Below are 23,656 nucleotides of genomic sequence, written 5' to 3' on the forward strand. Positions count from 1 at the left end.
GTTATCCTCCTTTAATTACATTTTAAAAGCGTGCACGTTTCGAGAATTTCCTGCGAAAACGTGCACGCCTTTGTGCATTTACTTTTTCCTTTTTTCTTTATTTGATACTGTAAAGCATCTCTCCGTAGGTCGGATATGGCCAGATGTCGGATGGGATCACAACTTCCAAGTCGTCGATCACCTCGCGCAGACTGCTCATATCACTAAAGATGACCTCGCGGTAGTATTTAGCAATCTCAAGTGCATCTGCGGATTCGTCTACCTTGTCTACATCTGCCTCCAACTTGTCTAAGCGCTCTGCTAAGGCTTCGGTCAGACTTGCTGCCTTTGCCAGCATTTTTTCTTCTGTCTTAGCCGTGACGGCTACGCCCGTTGCCTGTTTTGCATTAAAAACCTCGGCCAAGGTGTACTGATATTCTATGGCTGCTCCCATGATGTCTTTCTTGGTCATGGAGATCAGTGTCATTGCCTCGATATTGATGGTCTTATAATAGTTCTCCAACAAGATCTCGTAACGGGAACGGATCTCTGACTCGGTATATACCTTATTCTTGGTAAAGAGTTCGATCGTCTTATCCTGAATAAATACCGGAAGGGCATCTACGGTTGACTTCAAGTTTGAAAGCCCTCTTCTTTCTGCCTCTTCTACCCATTCCTCGCTATAACCGTTGCCGTTAAAGATGATTCTCTTATGGGCTACCAGTTCTCTGCGAAGGAGTTTATCCAGTGCACTGTCAAAGTCTTCTGCCTTTTCCAATTCATCGGCAAATTCCGACAAGGACTCAGCAACGATGGTATTTAAAATAACGTTCGGTCCGGAAATAGATGCCGTTGATCCTAAAGAACGGAACTCAAACTTATTTCCTGTGAAGGCAAATGGGGAAGTTCTGTTTCGATCGGTCGTATCCTTTGGAATATGCGGCAGAACCGTTGCTCCAATGGACATGAGTGTCTTTTCTTTATCGTGATAATCAACGCCCTTTCGATCGAATCCACAACATCTGACAATTCATCTCCTAAGAATACAGACATGATGGCTGGTGGTGCTTCATTGGCACCCAGACGATGATCGTTTCCTGCACTTGCAACAGATAACCGGAGCAATTCCTGATAATCGTCTACTGCTTTAATGACAGCGGTTAAAAACAGTAAGAACTGTGCGTTTTGGGAAGGAGTTGCACCGGGTTCAAGCAGGTTGGCTCCGGTATCCGTTGATATAGACCAGTTGTTGTGCTTACCGGAACCATTGACTCCGGCAAAAGGTTTCTCATGCAACAGACACGCCATTCCATGACGTCCTGCCACTGTTTTCATCATTTCCATCGTAAGCTGGTTATGATCCGTTGCTATGTTCGTGGTTGAGAAAACCGGTGCCAACTCATGCTGAGCCGGTGCGACCTCGTTATGCTTGGTCTTTGCAAGAATACCAAGTTTCCACAACTCCTTGTCTAACTCTTTCATGTACTCAGAAACTCTCGGTTTGATCGTACCAAAATAATGATCTTCGAGTTCCTGTCCCTTTGGCGGTTTTGCACCGAAAAGGGTTCTGCCGGTATAAATCAAATCCGGTCTCTTGTCGTATACGGATTGGTCTATCAGAAAATATTCCTGCTCCGGACCTACGGTTGTAATGACGCGTTTTACGTCTGTATTTCCAAATAATCGAAGCACACGGACTGCCTGCTTATCCAAAGCCTGCATGGATCTAAGAAGTGGTGTCTTCTTATCCAATGCTTCTCCACTGTATGAGCAAAATGCGGTCGGAATGCAAAGTGTATCGTCCTTGATGAACGCATAGGATGTAGGATCCCATGCGGTATAGCCTCTCGCCTCAAATGTGGCACGAAGTCCGCCTGACGGGAAAGAAGATGCATCCGGCTCTCCCTTTACCAGTTCCTTGCCGGAAAATTCCATAATGACTTTTCCGCCCGGTTCCGGGGAAATGAAACTGTCATGCTTTTCTGCGGTCACGCCTGTCATTGGCTGGAACCAATGGGTAAAGTGTGTTGCGCCTTTTTCAATCGCCCAATCTTTCATGGCTGCGGCAACGACATTTGCCACATCCAGTTGTAAATGCAAGCCATCTGCGATGGTTTTTTGCAATGCCTTATAAATGTCCTTTGGCAAGCGCTCCTTCATCACTTCGTCGTTAAAGACCATACTTCCAAATAACTCTGGTACATTCTTTGTCATAATGCTGTCCTCCTACTCTCTTTTCTTATTTAACAACCACTCTGTCCATAGTTCTTAAGAACACGGCAGATGGATCATTGACATCACAGTTTTCCCAATTTTTATTCGGCATCCAGAAATCGACGATCATATCCGCCTGATCCGGATAATATTTTTCAAACAATTCTCTATAAAGAAAGGATTCCTTTGTAAAAGGTCTTGCGTGTGTATATTTCTTTCTTTTCTCCTCATACTCCTCATCGCTATAAAGACCGTTTGCATATTCCTTGATGTAGTCCACCATGGAATGTCCTACCGCTTCAGAAAATGCTGCCTTCTCTCGAAAGAGGATATCGTAAGGGAGGTAATCGTCATCCTCAAACGCATGTCTGAGAAGGTATTTTCCTTTGTTGTAGGTGTTCATCTTGAGTTTTGGATCAATGCTCATCACATATCTGACAAAATCAAGATCTCCAAAAGGAACTCTGGCTTCCATGGAATTTACGGAAATGCAACGGTCTGCACGAAGCACATCATACATGTATAACTCCCGCAGTCTCTTTTCCGCTTCCTCCTGAAAACTCTCGGCATCCGGTGCGAAATCCGTATATTTGTAACCGAAGATCTCATCTGAGATCTCACCGGTAAGAAGCACCCGCACATCCGTCTCTTCGTGGATGGCTTTGCAGATCAGATACATGCCCATGCTTGCTCGTATGGTCGTGATATCAAAAGTTCCCAGGATCCTTACCACTTCTTCTAAGGAAGAAAGAACAATGTCTTTGTTAATGATGATCTCGTGATGGTCACTATGCAGATAATCTGCAACTTCCTTTGCATATTTCAGATCGATTGCATCCTCGTTCATCCCGATCGCAAAAGTCTTGATCGGCTTTCCCAAGATCTTCTGTGAAATGGCACAGACCAAAGATGAATCCAAACCACCGCTCAAAAGGAATCCGACCGGTGCATCTGCATCCAGTCTCTTTTCTACGCCCTTGACCAAAAGTTCTTTGATCTTCTTACATGCCGTTTCCAGATCATCACTGCTGTAGGTCTGTCGCTTGGAAAGATCTTTGTAACAGATGAACTTGCCATCCTCATAATAATGTCCCGGTGGAAATGGCATGACCTTATCGGATAAGCCGATCAGATTTTTTGCTTCACTGGCAAACATGATCGAGCCTTCGCTATCATATGCATAAAACAAAGGGCGGATACCAATGGGATCTCTTGCCGCGATCAGATCATCTTTCTTTGCATCGTAGATGATCATTGCAAATTCCGCATCCAGTCGTTCAAACATTTCCACGCCGTATTTTTCATACATAGGAAGGATGATCTCACAATCCGAATCACTCAAGAAAGTGTATCCCTCATTTTCCAGGATTTCCTTTTCCTGACGAAAACCATATAACTCGCCGTTACATACGACATAATTTCCATGCAGGGAAAATGGCTGCATACCACTTTCGTTAAGTCCCATGATCGCCAATCTCTGAAATCCTAAGACCGAATCTCCGACGATCTCTACCCGGCTCATATCCGGTCCTCTTGAAGTCGTCTTGGCAAAATGCATTTGAAATTCCTCCATGGAAATATGCTTTTTTGCCAATGCCATAATTGAACACATATTTCTTGTCTCCTTCCCTTTCCAGCGCTGCCTGGATTTTTGTAAAAAAAGAAGGCGCCACAGATCAGTCTTAAAACTAATCTGTGGCGCCTTTGCCATCTGAATTTATTTACATCATAGTCATTGTCTTTGGCGATGTCAATAAAAAATTTAAAATTGTATACAATTTATACAAAATAACTGACATATACAAAATTCATTGTCACTTTTTGTAAGTTTTTGCCATATTCTATTCCTTATAGACCATATTCTGCCTTGTACTCGTCATACATAGCACGGAATTCCGGTGTGTTGTTCTCCTTGAGGGTGTCCAGATACTCATGGGTATCATAGACATCATCCCTGGTCTGGATCATACATACGGCAACATTGGAACAATGGTCAGATACACGCTCAAAGTTGGTCAGCAGATCTTCAAACGGTACGGAAAGTGCGATCGTACACTTGCCCTTCTGCAAGCGCTTGATATGATGCTTCTTTGCCTTGTCGTTGATACCGTCGATCACGTCCTCCAAAGGCTCTACGTGCTTTGCCAGTTCATAATCGTCTGTATTAAATGCCTGCATGGTCATAGAAACGATCTTTTGCAGGGCGCGGATGTAAATCTGCAATTCTTCCTTTGCCTTGTCGGAAAATACCAGTTCCTTTTTTTTCATATCCTGCGCCGTTTCACAGATATTCATGGCATGATCGGAGATCCGCTCAAAATTGCCACTGCAATGCAGGATCGTAGAAATGGTCTGGTTATCTGCGACGCTGAGCGGCTTTGCAGATAATTTGATCATATAGGTGCCAAGCATATCCTCAAAGGTATCGATCTGGCTCTCTAAACTTGCCACCCTCTTTGCCGTCTTTTTATCATATTGTTCCAAAAGATCGGTAGAAAGGACTAAACATTCCTCGGTGAGTTCTGCCATCTTGCGAGCAACTGTCACACAGTGTCCAACGGCGAATGCCGGCTTCTCAAGAAAACGCTCGTCCAAAAGAGCAAGTTCGGATGGAAGTCCTTCCATCTCCTCGTCCTCCTCATCATCATCATTTCCACGAACAGTAATGGTAGCCAATTTTTCCAGAAGTCGATGGAACGGAAGCAGGCATACCGTAGCGACCACGTTAAACACACTGTGGATCACTGCGATCCCTGCCGCATTGGCCTCGGTTCCCAAGAAGGCAAAATGCATAAATGCATTCAAAGTGTAAAATACGACCATAAAAAGGATCGTGCCAATAATATTAAAGTATAAGTGGACAAAAGCCGCACGCTTGGCATTCTTCTTTGCTCCGATTGCAGAGATCAATGCCGTGATACAAGTACCGATATTCTGTCCCATGATGATCGGAAGTGCTGTACCGAAGGTAACGCTGCCGGTAGCACAAAGTGCCTGCAAAATACCAACGGATGCCGAAGAAGATTGGATCACTGCCGTAAGGACGGCACCGGCGATCATACCAAGTACCGGATTGGAAAACATGGTCAGGATGCTGGTGAATTCCGGGACATCTGCCAACGGTTTTACCGCATTTGACATGGTATCCATTCCAAACATCAGGACAGCAAATCCCAGCAAGATACCACCGATATCATGCTTCTTTTCATCCTTAGTAAACATCAGAAGGATGATACCGATCAGTGCTAAGATCGGGCAAAAAGATGTCGGCTTTAAGAATTGTAAAACAATATTGCTACTCTCGATGCCGGATAGACTGACAATCCAGGATGTGACCGTCGTACCGATATTGGCACCCATGATGATACCAACTGCCTGTGACAGTTTCATAATACCGGAGTTTACGAATCCGACGACCATGACCGTCGTTGCGGATGACGACTGAATGACTGCCGTAACTGCAGCACCTAAAAGTACACCTTTGATCGGTGTAGATGTCAATTTCTCTAAGATGTGTTCCAATTTACCACCTGCCGTCTTGGCAAGTCCATCTCCCATGGTCTCCATTCCATACAGGAACATGGCAAGACCACCTATCATGGATAACACGCTAAAAATGTCCATCATTATCTCCTCTTATATAGTATTGTCAAAAATTCTATGTAAAATATTTTTACACACACAATTACACTGTATAAGATTTGTATGTGAAATTCAAGTAAAATCCATGTAAAATCTATCTAAAGTATGGATTATTCCCCACGCATGTCCTATACCACAAATGGTTAGTTTTCATCTATAGTCTCGTCCCTTAAGATCAGGACATCCCCCAGTTGCAGTTCTGTATCTTTTTGTGGCAGAATGGACAGGCTATCCCGCAGGATCAGGTAGACCTTGGTATTTCCCTCTTCCTCCACATCTTCCAGACATTTTCCTGCCAGACGGGAATCCACCATGACCTCTGCGATCTCTTTGATATCTTCCCTGCCCCAGTCTGAAATACTGCTCTTTCTATGATACTGCTCCACAAAACCTGCACTGATGATACCGGTCGGGATGGCAACAACACCTACCCCAAGATAGGCGATCACGATCGCCATGACACGCCCTAAAGTCGTGATGGGATAAATGTCCCCATAGCCTACCGTAAGCAGGGTACTCATGCTCCACCACATACCGCTAAAGGCATTGCGAAAGACCTCCGGCTGCGCTGCATGTTCCACACTATACATGCAAAGACTGCTAGCAAGCATGAGGATCAGCACGATAAATACCGAGGATATGATCTGATTTCTTTTTTCATATAAAACAGTGGTGATCACATTGAAAGAGTCGTATCTGGCATTCAGACGGAACAGATGGAAAATACGCGCCACGCGGAGCATGCGGAAGATTACCATGCCGGAAAGGAAAAATGCCGGAATGATGGTAAGCAAGTCCACAATTCCATCAAAAGATATCAGAAAATGCAGGCGAGACCGCAATTCGCTCTTGTCCGGATAAAGATAATCTGCCGTCCAAATGCGCAGTGCATACTCTACACAAAAGATAAGCAGAGTGATCCATTCTATGATATGAAATACGAAAAAAAATGCCGCCAATTCCTGAAAAGTCAGTAAGACAGTCACTGCGATATTTGCAAAAATGGTGATCGTGATAAAGACGTCAAACGCCCGGCTGATGCGATTACTTTTATCCCCGATCTGGATGATGTTAAAGACTTTTTCTTTCATATGATCCACCTGTATCTTTTCTTACATTTTCCATTTTGTGCCGGCTGTTGGCACGCTACATTTTTGGTGCTCTCTCTTCAAACTCCGGTTCTACCTGCTCCGCAGTATTTACAGATACCTTTTGTAAATGCTGTTCAATGGGGAGTTCATAATATGACACAGGATATGTCATAAAAATAAAAAAGCCTTGAAAACTCAAGCTTTTAGAGTGGACTAGACGGGAGTCGAACCCGTGTCCAAAAACCAATCCCCTGTCCTTCTACGAGTGTAGTTTGTTCTTTGACATTCCCTCTGCCGCCCGGGAACAAACACCCTTGCGGTTTTAGTAGCTTCATGATACGCCCATGGACGCAAAGCTTAGTCCATGTCGTTTCTCACATAGTCGAAGCCTGGGTCCTAATGTGTGAGTGCACTAGGTCAGACTACTGCCAAATTAGGCAGCGTATGCTAAATTATTATCTTCAGCGTTTAATTTTAATTTGGCCATTTAACGCATTACCATACGACTCGCTTCTCCAGCTTCATAATCCCTGTCGAAACCTTTACTAGCCCATATTCACTTGTAACTTCCAAGCCTCCTACTATAGACATCGGTGACTCGGAACAGATATATTATAACAAGTTATGGCTTTTTTTCAAGTCAACTTGTCATTTTCTAGAGTTACATTTCCCATATGCTAAAGATTGCGCACCTTGAAATCGCGTTCCGCTTCACGGCGCATATCCTTTTTGGCAATATCTGCACGCTTATCATAGAGTTTCTTACCCTTTGCCAGCGCGATCTCAACCTTGACAAGACTGCCCTTGAAATAGACCTCCACCGGCACTAAGGTATAACCTTTCTCGGCGATCTTGGCTTTTAACTTATTGATCTCTGCCTTGTGCATCAAAAGTTTCTTGGGACGCAACGGATCCCGGTTAAAGATATTCCCCTTTTCATAGGGAGAAATATGCATCTGGTAAATGATCACCTCATCATTCTCGATCCGCACAAATGCCTCTTTGATGCTACATTTTCCCATACGAAGCGACTTGACCTCTGTGCCATGCAGCGCGATGCCTGCCTCATATTTTTCTTCCAGAAAATACTCGTGATATGCCTTTTTATTGTTTGCTATGAGTTTCTTGCTCTCTTTACTCATCTTCATCCTCCGCCAAAACAAAGTCGATCGTGCGCGCCATGGTATCGCAGTCGTCTACCACAACTTTAACACGCTGCCCCAGTTTATAATGTCGATTTGTGCGCTCTCCGACAAGTTCATAAGTTTCTTCTACAAACTGATAATAGTCCCCCCGGATCGTAGAGATATGCACGAGCCCCTCAATGGTATTTGGCAGTTCCACATAAAGCCCCCATCCGGTCACACTGGAAACAATACCCTCGAAGGTCTCTCCGATATGTCGGCTCATGTATTCTACTTTCTTTAACTTGTCTACCTCCCGCTCCACCTCGTCTGCCCGGCGCTCCAGCCGACTGGTCTCTGTTGCAATGACCGGCAACAGCGATTCATAGTGTTCCCGTCTTGTCTCATTATATCTGCCACGCAAGGTTTCCTTAATGATACGATGGATCTGCAGATCCGGATATCGGCGGATCGGCGAGGTAAAATGGCAATAATAATCTGCCGCCAATCCAAAGTGTCCTGTACATTCTACCGTATATTTTGCCTGTTGCATAGACCGCAGCGTTAGTCTTGAAATAAAATCTTCCTCCGGTGTCCCCTGGATTTTACCCAACAGTTTTTGCAATTCTTTCGGATGCACCTCATCCGCGCCACCCTTGATCGTATAGCCAAAATTTCCGATAAAGGTAGCCAGTTTACGGATCTTCTCGCCATCCGGCGTTGCATGAGTACGATACAAAAACGGGATCTCCTGCCAATAAAAATGCTCTGCGACCGTCTCATTGGCAATCAGCATAAAATCTTCAATGATCTTGGTTGCCACATTGCGCTCATAAGGCATCACATCCACAGCATGTCCCTGCGCATCCAGAACGATCTTTGTCTCCGGAAAATCAAAATCAATGGATCCCCGCTGCATACGCTTCTTGCGAATCAGACCGGATAATTCTTCCATCAGGGCAAACATCGGCACCAAGTCCTGATACTTTTTACATTCCGCCGGATCCTTGTCCACCAGGATCTTCTTGACCGATGTATAAGACATACGCGCATCAATATTGACAACCGTTTCCGCGATCGTATGATCGATCACATTTCCCTTGGCATCCAGTGTCATGATACAAGAAAGTGCCAGACGGTCTTCCCCAGCATTTAAGGAACAGATCCCATTGGAAAGTGTATGCGGCAGCATAGGGATAACACGGTCTACCAGATAGACACTGGTGCCGCGCTTTTTCGCCTCCTCATCCAGGGCACTCCGCTCCTGCACATAATTTGACACATCGGCAATATGCACGCCCAGTTCGTAACCGTCGCCTTTGTGGCAGATGGAAATGGCATCGTCCAGATCCTTGGCATCTTCTCCGTCAATGGTCACCATGGTAACCCCGCGCAGATCCAGTCTTCCGGCACGATCGGCTTCCGACACCTCATTCGCCACACGCGTCGCCTGATTTAAGACCTTTTCCGGGAATTCCGTCGGCAGGTCAAAGCCACGTACGATCGACATAATATCTACGCCCGGATCGTTACGGTGCCCTAAGATCTCCGTGATCACGCCCTCCGGGTTGCGGTTCTTTTTGCCATAACTCGTGATCTGACAGACCACCTTATGTCCGTCCACCGCATGCATGTCCTTCCCCTGCGGGATAAAGATGTCCTGCGTGATCCTTGCATTGTCCGATATGACAAAGCCATAATTTTTTGACTTTTCATACGTTCCGACGACCGTCGAAATATCATGGGACAAGACCTCTATGATCTTAGCCTCTCTGCGCTTTCCCTTAGACGGTGGCAAAAGTTCGATCCGCACCTGATCACCATGAAAAGCATTTCCGACATATTCCTCCGGGATATAGTAGTCCTCACCCTCATCCTCCACACAAACAAAGCCAAAGCCCTTGGCATGGCTGATAAAAGCCCCCTCTTTTACCACTTTTTCTGCCTTCTGGTACTTGCCCTTTTTTGATACCTGGGCTTTGCCCTCCTCGACCAGAGCATCCAGCACTTCCTGTAGATCCTGACGTTTGCTCTTTGGGATATCTAAAAGCATAGCGATCTCTTTGGTGCGCATAGGAACATAAAGTTCATCGCACAAAAGACCATATATCATTTTTTTGCGTTCTTCCAATTTTTTCTCGTTCATATCCAATCTCCCTGACATCACTAGGATGCCCCGTCCTCACTCTTTTCATAAAGAAAAAAGCCACCGTTTCCACGATGGCTCACATACCTATGATTAAAAACTTCCGATATTCAAAACTGCGGCAAGCACAAAGAATAATAAAACAAGAACACTGGTGATCTTGACAAGCATTCCCTCTTTGGAATGTCCCTTATTCTTGCTCCAGTATGTCTCAGATGTCTGTCCGCTCAAAGAACCAAGACCTGCTGACTTACCTTCCTGCATCAGAATAATCACGATAATAGCCAAACATATAATAATAAATGCAATCATAAGAATTGTCTTTAATACTTCCATGAGAACCTCCTAATGTAAGCCCGTAACTACGAGCCATTCGTCACAACTTAACAAAGTATAACACAGTCATACCTTATACGCAAGAGTTTTTTATAGACCGCCCGAATGAAAGGAGAAAAAAAGAGACGTCCCTTTGTTCAAAAGGAACGCCTCTGAAAATGCTATATTTTAGTAAGCAACACCCTGTGCGATCATAGCATCTGCAACCTTTTCAAAGCCTGCGATATTAGCACCGGCAACCAGATCTCCGTCTAGGCCGTACTTTGCAGCAGCATCGAGTGAGTTGTGTACGATACCGGTCATGATGTGCTGTAACTTCTCGTCAACTTCTTCAAATGTCCAATGTAATCTCTCAGAGTTCTGGCTCATCTCAAGTGCTGATGTTGCAACACCACCTGCGTTTGCGGCCTTTGCCGGTCCAAAGAGGACGCCAGCCTTCTTAAGTGCCTCAATAGCGGCTGGTGTAGAAGGCATGTTTGCACCTTCACATACAGCAAGAACGCCATTGTCGATCAGCATCTTAGCATCGTTTTCATCCAATTCGTTCTGTGTTGCACAAGGAAGCGCGATATCACACTTCACTGACCAAACACCATGCTCTCCGTTCTTCTTCTCATGATATTCAGCAGATGGCCGTGCAGCAGCATACTCTGTCAAACGAGCACGCTTTACTTCCTTTACTTCCTTCAAAAGGTCTACATCGATTCCTTCCGGATCATAGATCCAACCGGTAGAATCAGAACATGTCACTGGCTTACCGCCTAACTGATATGCCTTCTGGATAGCGTAGATAGCAACATTTCCTGCACCGGAAACTGCGACTGTCTTGCCGTTAAAGTCTGTATTTCTGAGACTCTTTAATGCCTCCTGTGTATAATAACAGAGTCCATAACCGGTTGCTTCGGTACGAGCAAGAGAACCACCGTAAGTAAGTCCCTTTCCTGTAAGTACGCCGGTAAATTCGTTGCGCAGTCTCTTGTACTGACCATACATAAATCCGATCTCACGTCCGCCAACACCGATATCTCCGGCTGGAACGTCTGTATCAGCACCAATATGCTTCTCAAGTTCTGTCATAAATGCCTGGCAGAATCTCATGATCTCCATGTCTGACTTGCCCTTAGGATCGAAGTCAGAACCACCCTTGCCACCGCCGATCGGAAGTGTTGTCAGGCTGTTCTTGAAGATCTGCTCAAATCCAAGGAACTTAATAACAGAAAGGTTTACGGATGGATGAAGTCTAAGACCTCCCTTGTATGGTCCGATTGCAGAGTTGAACTGTACTCTGTATCCACGGTTGACCTGAACCTTGCCATTGTCATCTACCCAAGATACTCTGAACTGGATAATACGCTCCGGCTCAACGATACGCTCGATGATGCCCCATCTCTCCAATTCCGGATTGGCTGCCACAACAGGCTCCAAAGATTCCAGAACTTCTGCCACTGCCTGCAAAAATTCTTTCTGCTCTGCGTTACGGCTCTCAAGTCCGTCATACACTCTCTGCAAATAACTACTCTCGAATTTCATTGATTGTGTCCTCCTACTCAAAACTTCTTTCCGACCTTGTTCTCACAAAATCTAGTGACATTATATACTTTATCGCGTTGAAGTGCAATGCATAATTAAAATTTTTAACTTGCATTTTTTGATTTTTCCCGCGATAAAAATATGCAAAAAAAACCTCCCGTGCATAATTGCACAGGAAGTTCCTGCATTCTGATCAGACGTTGATCTCAGCCTTTACACCGAGAACATCTTTATTTTCATCCAGGATCGGCTGGATGACTTCTTCTAAATATTTGACTACCTGACGAGGTGCGCGTCCAACGTACTTGTCCGGCTGCATGGTTGCTTCCAGTTCCTCTAAGCCCATCGGGAACTCATCATCTGCTGCGATCAATTCTAAGAGGTTATTATCCTTGCCCTCTACCTTGACCGTCTTTCCTGCTTCCATGGAAAGGGTTCTGATCTTTTCATGCAGATCCTGACGGTTGCCGCCATTCTTTACCGCATCCATCATGATGTTCTCGGTTGCCATAAATGGCAGTTCACTGCGCAGTCTCTTTTCGATGACCTTTGGATAGACCACAAGACCATCCACAACATTCAGGCAAAGATCTAAGACACCGTCACATGCCAAAAATCCCTCTGCAATAGAAAGTCTCTTATTAGCAGAATCATCCAAAGTTCTTTCAAACCACTGGGTTGCAGATGTGATCGCCGGATTCAAGGCATCAATAATGATATAACGTGATAAGGATGCGATACGCTCGCTACGCATCGGATTGCGCTTGTATGCCATGGCAGATGAACCGATCTGGCTCTTTTCAAATGGCTCCTCTACTTCTTTTAAGTGCTGAAGCAGACGAATATCGTTGCTCATCTTGTGTGCAGATGCCGCAATGCCTGCCAAGATATTGCAGACTCTGGTATCCACCTTGCGGGAATATGTCTGTCCGCTGACCGGATAGCACTTCTCAAAGCCCATCTTCTTTGCGATCATCGGATCGATCTTGTCGATAGTCTCCTGATCTCCCTGGAAGAGTTCCAAGAAACTTGCCTGTGTACCGGTAGTTCCCTTAGATCCCAAAAGTTTTAAACTAGACAAAATATAATCCAGGTCTTCCAGATCCATAACGAACTCATTTAACCAGAGTGTCGCACGCTTACCAACAGTTGTTGGCTGTGCCGGCTGAAAATGTGTAAAAGCAAGGGTCGGCATATCTTTATAGGTATCTGCAAACTTTGCCAATTCTGCAATGACATTGACCAGTTTCTTGCGCACCAGAAGAAGTGCATCACGCATGATGATAATATCGGTGTTATCACCTACATAGCAGGAAGTCGCTCCCAGATGGATGATGCCTGCTGCCTTCGGGCACTGTTTGCCATATGCGTAGACATGGCTCATAACATCATGGCGAACCTCTGCCTCTCTTTTCTTTGCCACATCATAATTGATGTCGTCGACATGTGCTTTCATCTCATCGATCATATCCTGTGTGATGACCGGCTTGCCGTCCTGGCTCAGTCCTAATTCCATCTCTGTCTCAGCAAGTGCGATCCAGAGTTTTCTCCATGTGGAGACTTTTTATCCTGAGAAAAGATATACTGCATTTCCCTGCTGGCATATCTCTCTGAAAGTGGGCTACTGTAACGATCTGTACTCATACTCTCCTCCTATAAATTGCGTTCCAATTTCTTTGCCATATCGATCTCTTTGTCAAAATATTCACCACGGATATCTTCCTTCGGCGGCTCCATCGGATACTTGCCGTTAAAGCATCCCCGACAGATCGACAGACCTTCCACCATCTCATCCAGGCGCTCCATGCCAAGATATCCAAGAGAATCTGCACCAATAATCTTTCGGATATCTTCGATAGAACGATTATAAGCAATCAATTGCTCTCTTTCCGGAATATCCGTTCCAAAATAACATGGCCAGAGGAATGGTGGTGAACTAATGCGCACATGCACTTCCGTCGCACCTGCCTCACGCAGCATACGCACAATACGGTCTGATGTCGTTCCACGCACGATGGAGTCATCGATCATGACGACTCGTTTGCCTGCAACGGCTTCCTTTAAGACATTTAACTTGATACGCACACTGGATTCACGACTGCTCTGCTTTGGTTTGATAAAGGTACGTCCCACATAACCGTTTTTGACAAAAGCAGTTCCGTAAGGGATCCCGGACTGTAAGGAATAGCCCAGGCTGCCGCATTGCCCGACTCCGGTACGCCGGTAACCAAGTCTGCTTCAACCGGTGAGTCCATGGCAAGGAACTTGCCCGCCTTGATACGGCTGCCATAAACGCTGACCCCGTCAATATGACTGTCCGGTCTTGCAAAATAAATATATTCAAAAATACATCTGGCTTCTTTTTCTTTTGGAAGTGCCATTTCCATATCGGACTCAATGCCCTTTTCCGGTGTGATTGTAACAACTTCGCCCGGTAAGACATCACGGACAAATTCGGCACCGATGGTATCCAGCGCACAAGTCTCGGATGCTAAGATATAAGCATTGTCACGCTTACCGATGCAAAGTGGCTTAAAGCCGAAAGGATCTCTGGCACCGATCAGTTTTCGTGGAGAAGCCACAACAAGTGCATAGGCACCTTTTAACTTCATGCAGGCGCGGCGTACTGCCTCCTCTGCAGTCTTAGACTGCAAGCGCTCTCTGGCAATATGATAGGCAATGACCTCGGAGTCGATCGTTGTCTGGAAAATGGCTCCGGTATATTCCAGATCCTTTTTTAATTCCTTGGCATTGATCAGATTTCCATTGTGTGCCAGCGCCAGCGTTCCCTTGACATAATTTAAAACGAGAGGCTGTGCATTTTCTCTGGTGGACTCTCCTGCGGTCGAATAACGGACATGTCCTACACCAATGTCACCCCGCATCTTTTCCAAGGTCTCGCCGTCAAAAACCTCATTGACAAGTCCCATCCCCTTATAAGAAGTGACCTTGCCCTTTGGTCCGCTCGTCTCACTAACGGCAATACCGCAGCTTTCCTGTCCCCTGTGCTGTAAGGCAAACAAGCCATAGTAAATAGAGGAAGCCACGTCACCGCCGTCAAAATCATACATGCCAAAGACACCACATTCTTCATGCAGTCCTTCAAACGGCATAGCCTTATTTGAATCTGTTGTCGTCATCTGCATCTCCTGTCTACGCTCCAAATTTCTTTCCTGTCAGCATTTCAAATGCTTCTTTGTATTTTGCGATGGTCTTGTCAATGACATCCTGGGGAAGCAGATAATCGCTGTCCGGATTTGCCTTTAACCAGTTTCTTACAAACTGCTTGTCAAAAGAAGGCTGTCCCTGTCCTGCCTGATAGCACTCCAATGGCCAGAATCTGGAAGAATCCGGTGTCAGCATCTCATCAGCCAAAACGACATTGCCATCCTCATCCAGACCAAACTCAAACTTGGTATCTGCAATGATGATGCCCTTGGTAAGTGCATAGTCTGCACATTTCTTGTAAAGTGCAAGTGTATATTCCTTGATCTTGGAAGCATATTCCTCTCCCTTGCCCGGGAAAGCCTTTTCCAATACTTCTACAGACTGTTCGTAAGAAATATTTTCATCATGCAGACCGATCTCAGCCTTTGTTGACGGTGTATAGATCGGTTCCGGCAATTTTTCAGACTCCTGTAAACCAACCGGAAGGGTGATGCCGCATACTGTGCCGTTCTCCTGATAACTAGCCCAGCCGCTTCCTGTGATGTAACCACGGACGATACATTCGATCGGAATCATCTGCAACTTTTTACACATCATGCTCTTTCCTTCATATTCCTTATTCTGGAAGAACTCCGGCATATCTTTCACATCCACTGAGATCATGTGGTTTGGAACGATATCCCTGGTGTAATCGAACCAGAACTTGGACATCTGTGTCAGGATCGCTCCCTTGTCTACGATCTTGTTCTTTAAGATCACGTCAAATGCAGAGATACGATCGGTGGCTACCATGATGATGCTGTCACCATTATCGTAAACTTCGCGGACCTTGCCTTCTTTCATTGGTTTCATTTGTCTTTCCTCCATTATCCTTAATTATTTATGCTTTTATGATATACGCCTGCAAAATACAGGCGGATCTTACTTTTTGATCAAAAGTGACTTGCCTGTCATTTCTTCCGGCTGTTCCATACCCATCAGTTCGATGAGGGTCGGAATGATATCTGCTAAGCATCCATTTTCACGAAGACCATAGGAAGGATCTGCGTTTACCAGGATGAATGGTACCGGATTGGTCGTGTGTGCGGTCAGCGGCTCACCTGTCTCGTAGTTTACTAACTGCTCGCAGTTACCATGATCTGCACAGATGAACATGGTGCCGTCTACAGACTTCAAGGCTTCTACTGCACGTCCCACACAGGAGTCAACGGCTTCTACCGCTTTGATGGCTGCTGCCTCAACGCCGGTATGACCTACCATGTCCGGATTTGCAAAATTGATGATGATCACATCATATTTGTCAGAAGTGATCGCATCACATAATTTGTCACATACTTCATAAGCACTCATTTCCGGCTGAAGATCATAAGTTGCAACCTTTGGAGACTTTACAAGGATGCGGTCTTCGCCCGGGTTCGGCTCCTCTACACCACCGTTGAAGAAGAAAGTAACATGCGCATACTTTTCTGTCTCGGCAATTCTTGCCTGGGTCTTTCCATGTGCTGCTAAAAATTCGCCGAAAGTATTGTGTAACTCTACCTTGTGGAAAGCGATCTCCTTATTCGGGATTGTCACATCATACTCGGTAAAGCATACATAGGTAAGCGGCAGACGCTGACCTCTGTCAAATCCGTCAAAATCATCACTGCAGAAGGCTCTTGTGATCTCTCTCGCACGATCCGGGCGGAAGTTAAAGAAGATCACGCTGTCATCTGCGGATACCTTGCCGATCGCCTGACCATCTTCTGTGATCACGGTCGGGATCACAAACTCATCCGTCTTGCCATCATCATAGGATGCCTGCATAGCACTGACAGCATCGCTTGCTGTATTGCCCTCGCCAAGAGTAAGTACACGGTAGGCCTTTTCCACACGATCCCAACGATTGTCACGATCCATGGCATAATAACGACCGGAAAGACTGGCGATCTTACCGACACCGATCTTTGCCATCTCCTCTTCTAAAGCCTTGACATACTCAATACCACTGGTCGGTGCTGTGTCACGGCCGTCCATAAATCCATGGACATAAACCTTGCTCAAGCCCTCGCGCTTTGCCATCTCGAGCAATCCATATAAATGGGTAATGTGGCTGTGCACACCACCATCTGATAAAAGTCCGAATAAATGAAGGGCAGAATCCTTTGCCTTAGCATTCTCCATTGCTTTTTTCAAAGCCTCATTCTGGAAGAAATCTCCGTCCTCGATTTCTTTGGTAATACGGGTCAGTTCCTGATATACGATACGTCCTGCGCCCATATTCAGGTGTCCTACCTCAGAGTTTCCCATCTGTCCGTCCGGGAGTCCAACCGCAAGTCCGCTGGCATTTCCCTTAACATAAGGATAGTTCTGCATCAAACTATCGATATTTGGTGTATTTGCCTCATATACGGCATTTGCTTCGTGTCTGTCATTCAGACCAAATCCATCTAAGATCATTAAAACAACTGGCTTCTTGCTCATTCTCTTTTCCTCTTTTCTCTGAAATTATATTTATTCTATCCCGATTTCATGGTAAAAATCAATGGACACAATAACTAAAAAACATGCACTTTACACTTGAACTAATGGACAAGTAGATAGCCGTCACCATCAAAAGCTATCTGGTCCGAATATCCTTCTACATCAGCAAGGATCTGGCGGTATTTTTCCGGGTCGGATACCAGTTCCAGATTTCCTCCCGAAAAATGACACGGCAGGAGTCTTGCACTCAGTGTCCCGGAATCATCAATGATGATCTGTGCCATGGCAGTATCATAATCATCCGGCATTTCTGCTTCCTGCGAAAAATAGAAATTTCCCAGACTGTAAAAGACCGGAACACCATCCATGATGTCTGCCCCCTGCAAACAGTGCGGATGAGCGCCTATGATGGCATCCGCTCCTGCCGCCACAAAATCTTTTGCCAGTTTGACCTGGTCACTGCCGTATTGATGTGTGTGTTCCGTGCCCCAATGCACATAGCAGATCACATAATCGGCATTTTGCTTTGCCTTTGCGATCTGGCTACATATTTCGCCGAGTCCAAAGTCTTTAGGACTCCGGGACTGTCCTCGGTCGCTTCCTTGGTGTATTTGGTGCTCCGCTCGATCTGGGTCGCCGCCACGATGGCGATCTTCTTGCCGTTTGCAATGAAAAAGATCGGCTCCGATGCCTCCTCCAGGTTCCTGCCGGCACCGATATAAGGGATATTCTGCGCCTTTAAGGTATCTAAGGTATCCAAAAAGGCATTCTCTCCAAAGTCATAGACATGATTGTTGGCAAGTCCCGCGACATCTACGCCCAGGAGCACGAGGTTCTGGCAGGTCTTTGGATCTCCGCGGAAGGTATAGGCTTTTCCCGCCAGTGCCTGTCCACGTGTCGAGTAGACAAACTCGTTGTTGATGGTCATGATATCTGCATTGAGCATTTCCTGACGCAGATCTGCCCCCAGGCATTTGGTGATATCATCCCCCACACTGTGATAATAGTCTGTCGTCCCCACGCCCTCAGCCAGAGAAAAATCACCGGTAAAATCCAGCACGATACGATCTGCATCCTGACACTCTTTAACATACGTCTTGTCATAGGCATACTGCTGGATCCCAGTCTCCATACAATAATCATACCACAAAACATGGATACTGTTCCCTGTGATTTCGTACCAAATCTCTCCATCGTCCAACTGGGCATAAGAAGCGATCTTTTCCAACTGCTCTATACCATAGTTGCCGGTGAACCAGGAAAGAAACTCCTCGTCGATCGGATGGTTTCCTATAAATTCTTTTGTACTTTTGTTGAGTATGGCATCATAGGCCTGATCCACGTTGGAAATGTTTAAAAGTTCTTCCTTTTCCGTGGTCTCCTCCTGCTTCTCTTCCTGTCCGTCGGACTTTTGTGCACGCCGGATAAAGTCTGCCCCAAAGAGCAGATACCAGACCAAAGCGATCATGGCGATCACAAAGACCGCCGCCACGATGCCCACGTAATTCTTACTCTTTTTCATCCATCAGTTTGAGCACACGCACGACTGCTTCCTTGGCACCCTCATTATCCTGATCTGCCGCCATGCGATAGTATGCCAGTGCCGTGCTGTAGTTCTGCTCTACTCCAATACCGTTTTCAAACAAATATCCCAAATTGATCTGTGCAACCGCATAACCCTGCATAGCAGCCAGTTTCTGATAATAGATTGCCTGATCAATATCTGTTTCCACGCCAAATCCATTATAGTAAAGGTAGCCGATCTGGTTCAAAGCCGGAGCATAGTCCTGATCTGCGGCGCTCTGATACCACTGTAAGGCTTCCTTATAATCCTGATCGCAGCCAAAACCGTTTTCAAACATCTGTCCCATATAATACTGTGCCATGGCATAATCTTTGCCTGCCGCTGTCTTGAAACACTTCATGGCTTCCTCATAATCCTGTGCCACGCCCTCACCACGCATATACATCATGCCAAGATCCGTCGCCGCAGCATTTGGAAGATAAGCGTCATAGATGGTAAGGTCTTTGAGTTCTGCCACCTGCTCATATATGCTCATCGCCTGTGCATAATCCTGCGCACAACCGATACCGTTCTCTAAAAGATAAGCCATATAATACTGCCCTACCGGAATGCCCTTTTGGTAGGCAAGATTGATATTTTCATATGCCTTGGCAGGTCTGTCTGCCTCATCCTCATAACCAGCCAGATATGTGCGCGCCAAGCCTACATATGCCCGCTCACTTCCGGCATCGATCGCCGTCTGGAAATAGTCTGCTGCCTGGTCCAGATCCACATCCTGCGCAATACCGTTGAGGGCATAATATCCCAGTACACAAAGTGCATCGGTATTTCCCACTTCTCCTGCGGATTCATACCACTTTTTTGCCTCTGTAAAATCCTGTTCGCAGTCCTCACTGCCATAATCATAACGATTTGCCAGTTCCATCATGGCTTCTTCATCGTTATCTGCACCCAGCACTTCCAATTCCTTGATCGACAACTGGCTGTAGTCGGAGACTTCCTGTTTTGCCACTTCTTTGACGGTCTCCTTAGTCTCTTTTTTATCTGTTTTGCCGCATCCTGCCAGTAAGCAGGCGGTAAGTATAAGTCCTATAACAAGTCCACGCTTCATTTGTATCTATTCCTCCTGTCAAAAATACGCATTTCTTTTCGATCCATACGCACCTAACCACGGCTTATTTTAGCATATATAAAGAAGTGTCACAAGAGAAAAAGGAGACATCCAGAATTGGATGTCTCCTAGAGTTACAATAGCAGTTGTAACGATGCCATTATGCATTATAATTTACGATCTTGCCAAAATCTGCCTTCAAAGAAGCACCGCCGACAAGTCCGCCATCAATGTCAGGCTTTGCAAAAAGTTCTGCAGCATTGCCTGCATTTACAGATCCGCCATACTGGATGCGGATTGCTTCTGCTGTAGCCTCATCATATACTTCTGCGATGCATTTTCTGATTGCGCCGCATACTTCTTCTGCCTGATCGCTTGTTGCGGTCTCGCCTGTTCCGATTGCCCAGATTGGCTCATAAGCAATGACTGCCTTCTTTGCCTGATCTGCTGTGACATTCTGGAATGCGATCTTGATCTGCATACGGATCCATTCAATGTAGATACCCTGTTTTCTCTGGGTCAAAGTCTCACCACAGCAGATGATCGGTGTCAAACCATGTTCAAATGCCTTTAAAACCTTCTTGTTTACAGTCTCGTCTGTCTCAGCGAAGTATTCTCTTCTCTCTGAGTGTCCGAGTACCACGTACTCTACGCCTGCATCTGTAAGCATGTTTGGAGCGATCTCGCCTGTGTAAGCGCCACTCTCCTCAAAATACATATTTTCTGCACCAATGTGGATATTGGTTCCCTTTGCAGCCTCAACTGCAGGAATGATATCAATTGCCGGTACACAAAATACTACATCTACGTCATCATTCGCTACTAACGGCTTTAATTCGTTGATCAAAGCAACTGCCTCGCTTGGAGTCTTGTTCATTTTCCAGTTGCCTGCAATAATCTTTGTTCTTGCCATTATAATAACCCCTTTTCTTATTTATCGTTTGCTGCTGCTACACCAGGAAGTTCCTTACCCTCTAAGAATTCCAAAGATGCGCCGCCACCGGTAGAGATATGTGTCATCTTGTCGCCGTAGCCAAGGTTGTTTGCTGCGGATGCAGAGTCACCACCACCGATAATGGTTGTTCCATCGATATTTGCAAGTGCTTCACAAATAGCGATCGTTCCCTTTGCAAAGTTTGGCATTTCAAAACATCCCATTGGTCCGTTCCAAACAACAGTCTTTGCATCTTTGATCGCATCGGTAAAGAGTTTGCATGTCTTAGGTCCGATATCCATACCTTCCATGTCGTCCGGGATCTCTCCACGTTCTACAACCTTGAAGTTGCAGTCGTTCTTGAAGTCATCACCTACAACGGTATCGATAGGGATCAAAAGTTTAACGCCTTTTTCCTTTGCCTTTTCTTCCATCTGAAGTGCATACTCCATGTAATCCTTCTCGAGAAGAGACTTTCCTACAGGCTCGCCATGTGCAGCCATAAAGGTATATGCCATACCACCGCCAATGATCAAAGTATCTACCTTGTCAAGGAGGTTCTCGATAACAGAAATCTTAGAAGAAACCTTTGCTCCACCAAGGATAGCAACGAACGGACGAACCGGATTCTCTACTGCGTTTCCGAGGAAATCGATCTCTTTCTGCATCAAGTAACCAACAACTGCGGTGTCAACATACTTTGTCACACCAACATTTGAGCAATGTGCTCTGTGCGCTGTACCGAATGCATCATTTACAAATACATCACAAAGGGATGCCAGATCCTTAGAGAACTCGTCTCCGTTCTTGGTCTCCTCTGCACGGTATCTTGTGTTCTCAAGTAAGATGATGTCGCCATCTTTCATTGCTTCTACAGCAGCCTTAGCATTTGGTCCTACAACTTCCGGATCTGCTGCGAATTTTACTTCCTGTCCTAAGAGTTCTGTAAGTCTCTTAGCAACCGGTGCTAAAGAAAGTTCCGGAACCGGCTCTCCCTTTGGCTTGCCAAGATGTGAACAAAGGATCACCTTGCCACCGTCAGCAACCAGTTTCTTGATGGTAGGAAGTGCCTGTACCAGACGGTTCTCATCTGTGATCTTGCCATCAATAAGAGGCACATTAAAGTCGCATCTGCAAAGAACGCGCAGACCCTTTACATTGATGTCATCGATTGATTTTTTATTTAATCCCATGATTAAATCCTCCAGTCTTTTAATAAAAAAGAGGTCCGGTCCCAACGACCGGACCCCATGTTGGCTAGGACTATGCTAACTCAGAGAAATACTTGATTGTACGAACCATCTGAGATGTGTAACTGTTCTCATTGTCATACCAAGAAACAACCTGTACTAAGTTGTCTTCTCCAACCATTGTCTGTGTAGCATCGAAGATTGAACCATATGTGCTTCCGATGATATCAGAAGAAACGATCTCATCCTCATTGTATCCGAATGACTCTGTAGCTGCTGCCTTCATTGCTGCGTTGATTTCTTCAACTGTGCAAGACTTCTCAACAGTAGCAACAAGGATTGTTGTAGAACCTGTTGGGCATGGAACACGCTGTGCAGATCCGATCAACTTTCCGTTCAACTCAGGAATTACAAGACCGATTGCCTTTGCAGCACCTGTTGAGTTAGGTACGATATTAACTGCAGCTGCACGAGATCTTCTAAGGTCACCCTTTCTCTGTGGTCCATCAAGTGTCATCTGATCACCTGTGTATGAGTGGATTGTGCTCATGATACCAGACTTGATACCGAAAGCATCGTTAAGAGCCTTAGCCATTGGTGCCAAGCAGTTTGTTGTACAAGAAGCTGCTGAGATGATCTTGTCATCTGGAGTCAATGTCTTATGGTTTACATTGTAAACGATTGTAGGAAGATCATTTCCTGCAGGTGCAGAAATAACAACCTTACGAGCACCAGCGTTGATATGAGCCTGTGCCTTTTCCTTGCTTGTGTAGAAACCAGAACACTCTAATACTACGTCTACCTTTAATTCACCCCATGGGCAATTGTTTGCATCCGGGAAAGCGTAGATCTTGATTTCCTTGCCATCAACTGTGATAGAATCTTCTCCAGCAGATACTGTATCAGCCAAAGCATACTTACCCTGTGATGAATCATACTTTAACAGATGTGCTAACATCTTTGGGCTTGTCAAGTCGTTGATTGCAACTACTTCATATCCTTCTGCTCCAAACATCTGTCTGAATGCAAGACGACCAATACGGCCGAATCCATTAATCGCTACTCTTACTGCCATTTTAAATTCCTCCTAAGATTTAAAAATACTATGTCTAGGGAATAACATTCCCAAACTGACTTCATTTTAACCAATTTCTACCTACATTTCAACCCCAAAAACAAAGTTTGATAATTTTTTCACTAAGA

General features: G+C 45.4%; 12 protein-coding genes, 1 other RNA gene and 5 pseudogenes. All 18 read right to left on the reverse strand.

Annotated elements, in window-relative coordinates; genetic code table 11:
- Positions 1-97 precede the first annotated feature (97 nt).
- Positions 98-2,193 (reverse strand): annotated as a pseudogene (locus DW996_RS14925) (glutamine synthetase III family protein).
- Positions 2,194-2,222: 29 nt separating this feature from the next.
- A pseudogene (gene asnB / locus DW996_RS11545) lies at positions 2,223-3,805 on the reverse strand (asparagine synthase B).
- A 236-nt stretch (positions 3,806-4,041) separates the two neighbouring features.
- Entirely contained in the window at positions 4,042-5,817 is a 1,776-nt protein-coding gene (locus DW996_RS11550; RefSeq protein ID WP_118535926.1) for a Na/Pi cotransporter family protein, read from the reverse strand.
- Positions 5,818-5,978: 161 nt separating this feature from the next.
- Positions 5,979-6,926, reverse strand: coding sequence for an ion transporter (locus tag DW996_RS11555; protein WP_118535882.1), 948 nt, complete (start codon positions 6,924-6,926; stop codon positions 5,979-5,981).
- Between the two features lie 206 nt (positions 6,927-7,132).
- Positions 7,133-7,478, reverse strand: a transfer-messenger RNA (tmRNA) gene (gene ssrA, locus DW996_RS11560).
- 125 nt (positions 7,479-7,603) lie between these two features.
- Positions 7,604-8,068: an SsrA-binding protein SmpB gene (smpB, locus tag DW996_RS11565; RefSeq protein ID WP_118281894.1), complete on the reverse strand. Its 465-nt coding sequence runs from the start codon at positions 8,066-8,068 to the stop codon at positions 7,604-7,606.
- Positions 8,061-10,196 carry a ribonuclease R gene (gene rnr / locus DW996_RS11570; protein WP_118535883.1) on the reverse strand — a complete coding sequence of 712 codons (2,136 nt, stop codon included), beginning with the start codon at positions 10,194-10,196 and terminating at the stop codon, positions 8,061-8,063. Before rnr ends, smpB begins: the two co-directional genes overlap by 8 nt.
- Before the next feature lie 93 nt (positions 10,197-10,289).
- Complete coding sequence (gene secG, locus DW996_RS11575) at positions 10,290-10,532, reverse strand: preprotein translocase subunit SecG (RefSeq protein ID WP_118281896.1); 243 nt, start codon at positions 10,530-10,532, stop codon at positions 10,290-10,292.
- A gap of 168 nt (positions 10,533-10,700) precedes the next feature.
- On the reverse strand, positions 10,701-12,062 hold the full coding sequence (gene gdhA / locus DW996_RS11580; RefSeq protein WP_118535885.1) for an NADP-specific glutamate dehydrogenase: 1,362 nt from the start codon (positions 12,060-12,062) through the stop codon (positions 10,701-10,703).
- Positions 12,063-12,255: 193 nt separating this feature from the next.
- Positions 12,256-13,706: pseudogene (purB, locus tag DW996_RS11585) on the reverse strand (adenylosuccinate lyase).
- A 9-nt stretch (positions 13,707-13,715) separates the two neighbouring features.
- Positions 13,716-15,202: pseudogene (purF, locus tag DW996_RS11590) on the reverse strand (amidophosphoribosyltransferase).
- Positions 15,203-15,215: 13 nt separating this feature from the next.
- On the reverse strand, positions 15,216-16,097 hold the full coding sequence (locus DW996_RS11595) for a phosphoribosylaminoimidazolesuccinocarboxamide synthase (protein WP_118535886.1): 882 nt from the start codon (positions 16,095-16,097) through the stop codon (positions 15,216-15,218).
- A gap of 54 nt (positions 16,098-16,151) precedes the next feature.
- The gene (gpmI, locus tag DW996_RS11600) at positions 16,152-17,693 is read right to left on the reverse strand and encodes a 2,3-bisphosphoglycerate-independent phosphoglycerate mutase (RefSeq protein ID WP_118535888.1); all 1,542 of its coding nucleotides are present in this window, start codon (positions 17,691-17,693) and stop codon (positions 16,152-16,154) included.
- A gap of 101 nt (positions 17,694-17,794) precedes the next feature.
- Positions 17,795-19,215 (reverse strand): annotated as a pseudogene (locus DW996_RS13495) (CapA family protein).
- Positions 19,202-20,329 (reverse strand): tetratricopeptide repeat protein, encoded by a 1,128-nt coding sequence (locus tag DW996_RS11615; protein ID WP_118535894.1) that lies wholly within the window; start codon positions 20,327-20,329, stop codon positions 19,202-19,204. Before DW996_RS11615 ends, DW996_RS13495 begins: the two are co-directional and overlap by 14 nt.
- Before the next feature lie 160 nt (positions 20,330-20,489).
- A complete protein-coding gene (tpiA, locus tag DW996_RS11620; RefSeq protein WP_118535896.1) occupies positions 20,490-21,242 on the reverse strand; it encodes a triose-phosphate isomerase in 753 nt (250 codons plus the stop codon).
- 17 nt (positions 21,243-21,259) lie between these two features.
- Positions 21,260-22,456 carry a phosphoglycerate kinase gene (locus DW996_RS11625; RefSeq protein WP_118281904.1) on the reverse strand — a complete coding sequence of 399 codons (1,197 nt, stop codon included), beginning with the start codon at positions 22,454-22,456 and terminating at the stop codon, positions 21,260-21,262.
- Positions 22,457-22,526: 70 nt separating this feature from the next.
- The gene (gap, locus tag DW996_RS11630) at positions 22,527-23,528 is read right to left on the reverse strand and encodes a type I glyceraldehyde-3-phosphate dehydrogenase (RefSeq protein ID WP_118281905.1); all 1,002 of its coding nucleotides are present in this window, start codon (positions 23,526-23,528) and stop codon (positions 22,527-22,529) included.
- Positions 23,529-23,656 lie beyond the last annotated feature (128 nt).

Origin of the sequence: Roseburia sp. AM51-8, assembly GCF_003478275.1 — a bacterium.
GTDB classification, from domain to species: domain Bacteria; phylum Bacillota; class Clostridia; order Lachnospirales; family Lachnospiraceae; genus Pararoseburia; species Pararoseburia lenta.

Bases quoted from the DNA above. Each gene is read 5' to 3' on its own strand.
- secG (WP_118281896.1), bottom strand. From the start codon at position 10,532: ATGGAAGTATTAAAGACAATTCTTATGATTGCATTTATTATTATATGT.
- gap (WP_118281905.1), bottom strand. From the start codon at position 23,528: ATGGCAGTAAGAGTAGCGATTAATGGATTCGGCCGTATTGGTCGTCTT.
- smpB (WP_118281894.1), bottom strand. From the start codon at position 8,068: ATGAGTAAAGAGAGCAAGAAACTCATAGCAAACAATAAAAAGGCATAT.
- rnr (WP_118535883.1), bottom strand. From the start codon at position 10,196: ATGAACGAGAAAAAATTGGAAGAACGCAAAAAAATGATATATGGTCTT.
- DW996_RS11595 (WP_118535886.1), bottom strand. From the start codon at position 16,097: ATGGAGGAAAGACAAATGAAACCAATGAAAGAAGGCAAGGTCCGCGAA.
- DW996_RS11615 (WP_118535894.1), bottom strand. From the start codon at position 20,329: ATGAAGCGTGGACTTGTTATAGGACTTATACTTACCGCCTGCTTACTG.
- DW996_RS11550 (WP_118535926.1), bottom strand. From the start codon at position 5,817: ATGGACATTTTTAGCGTGTTATCCATGATAGGTGGTCTTGCCATGTTC.
- gdhA (WP_118535885.1), bottom strand. From the start codon at position 12,062: ATGAAATTCGAGAGTAGTTATTTGCAGAGAGTGTATGACGGACTTGAG.
- tpiA (WP_118535896.1), bottom strand. From the start codon at position 21,242: ATGGCAAGAACAAAGATTATTGCAGGCAACTGGAAAATGAACAAGACT.
- DW996_RS11555 (WP_118535882.1), bottom strand. From the start codon at position 6,926: ATGAAAGAAAAAGTCTTTAACATCATCCAGATCGGGGATAAAAGTAAT.
- gpmI (WP_118535888.1), bottom strand. From the start codon at position 17,693: ATGAGCAAGAAGCCAGTTGTTTTAATGATCTTAGATGGATTTGGTCTG.
- DW996_RS11625 (WP_118281904.1), bottom strand. From the start codon at position 22,456: ATGGGATTAAATAAAAAATCAATCGATGACATCAATGTAAAGGGTCTG.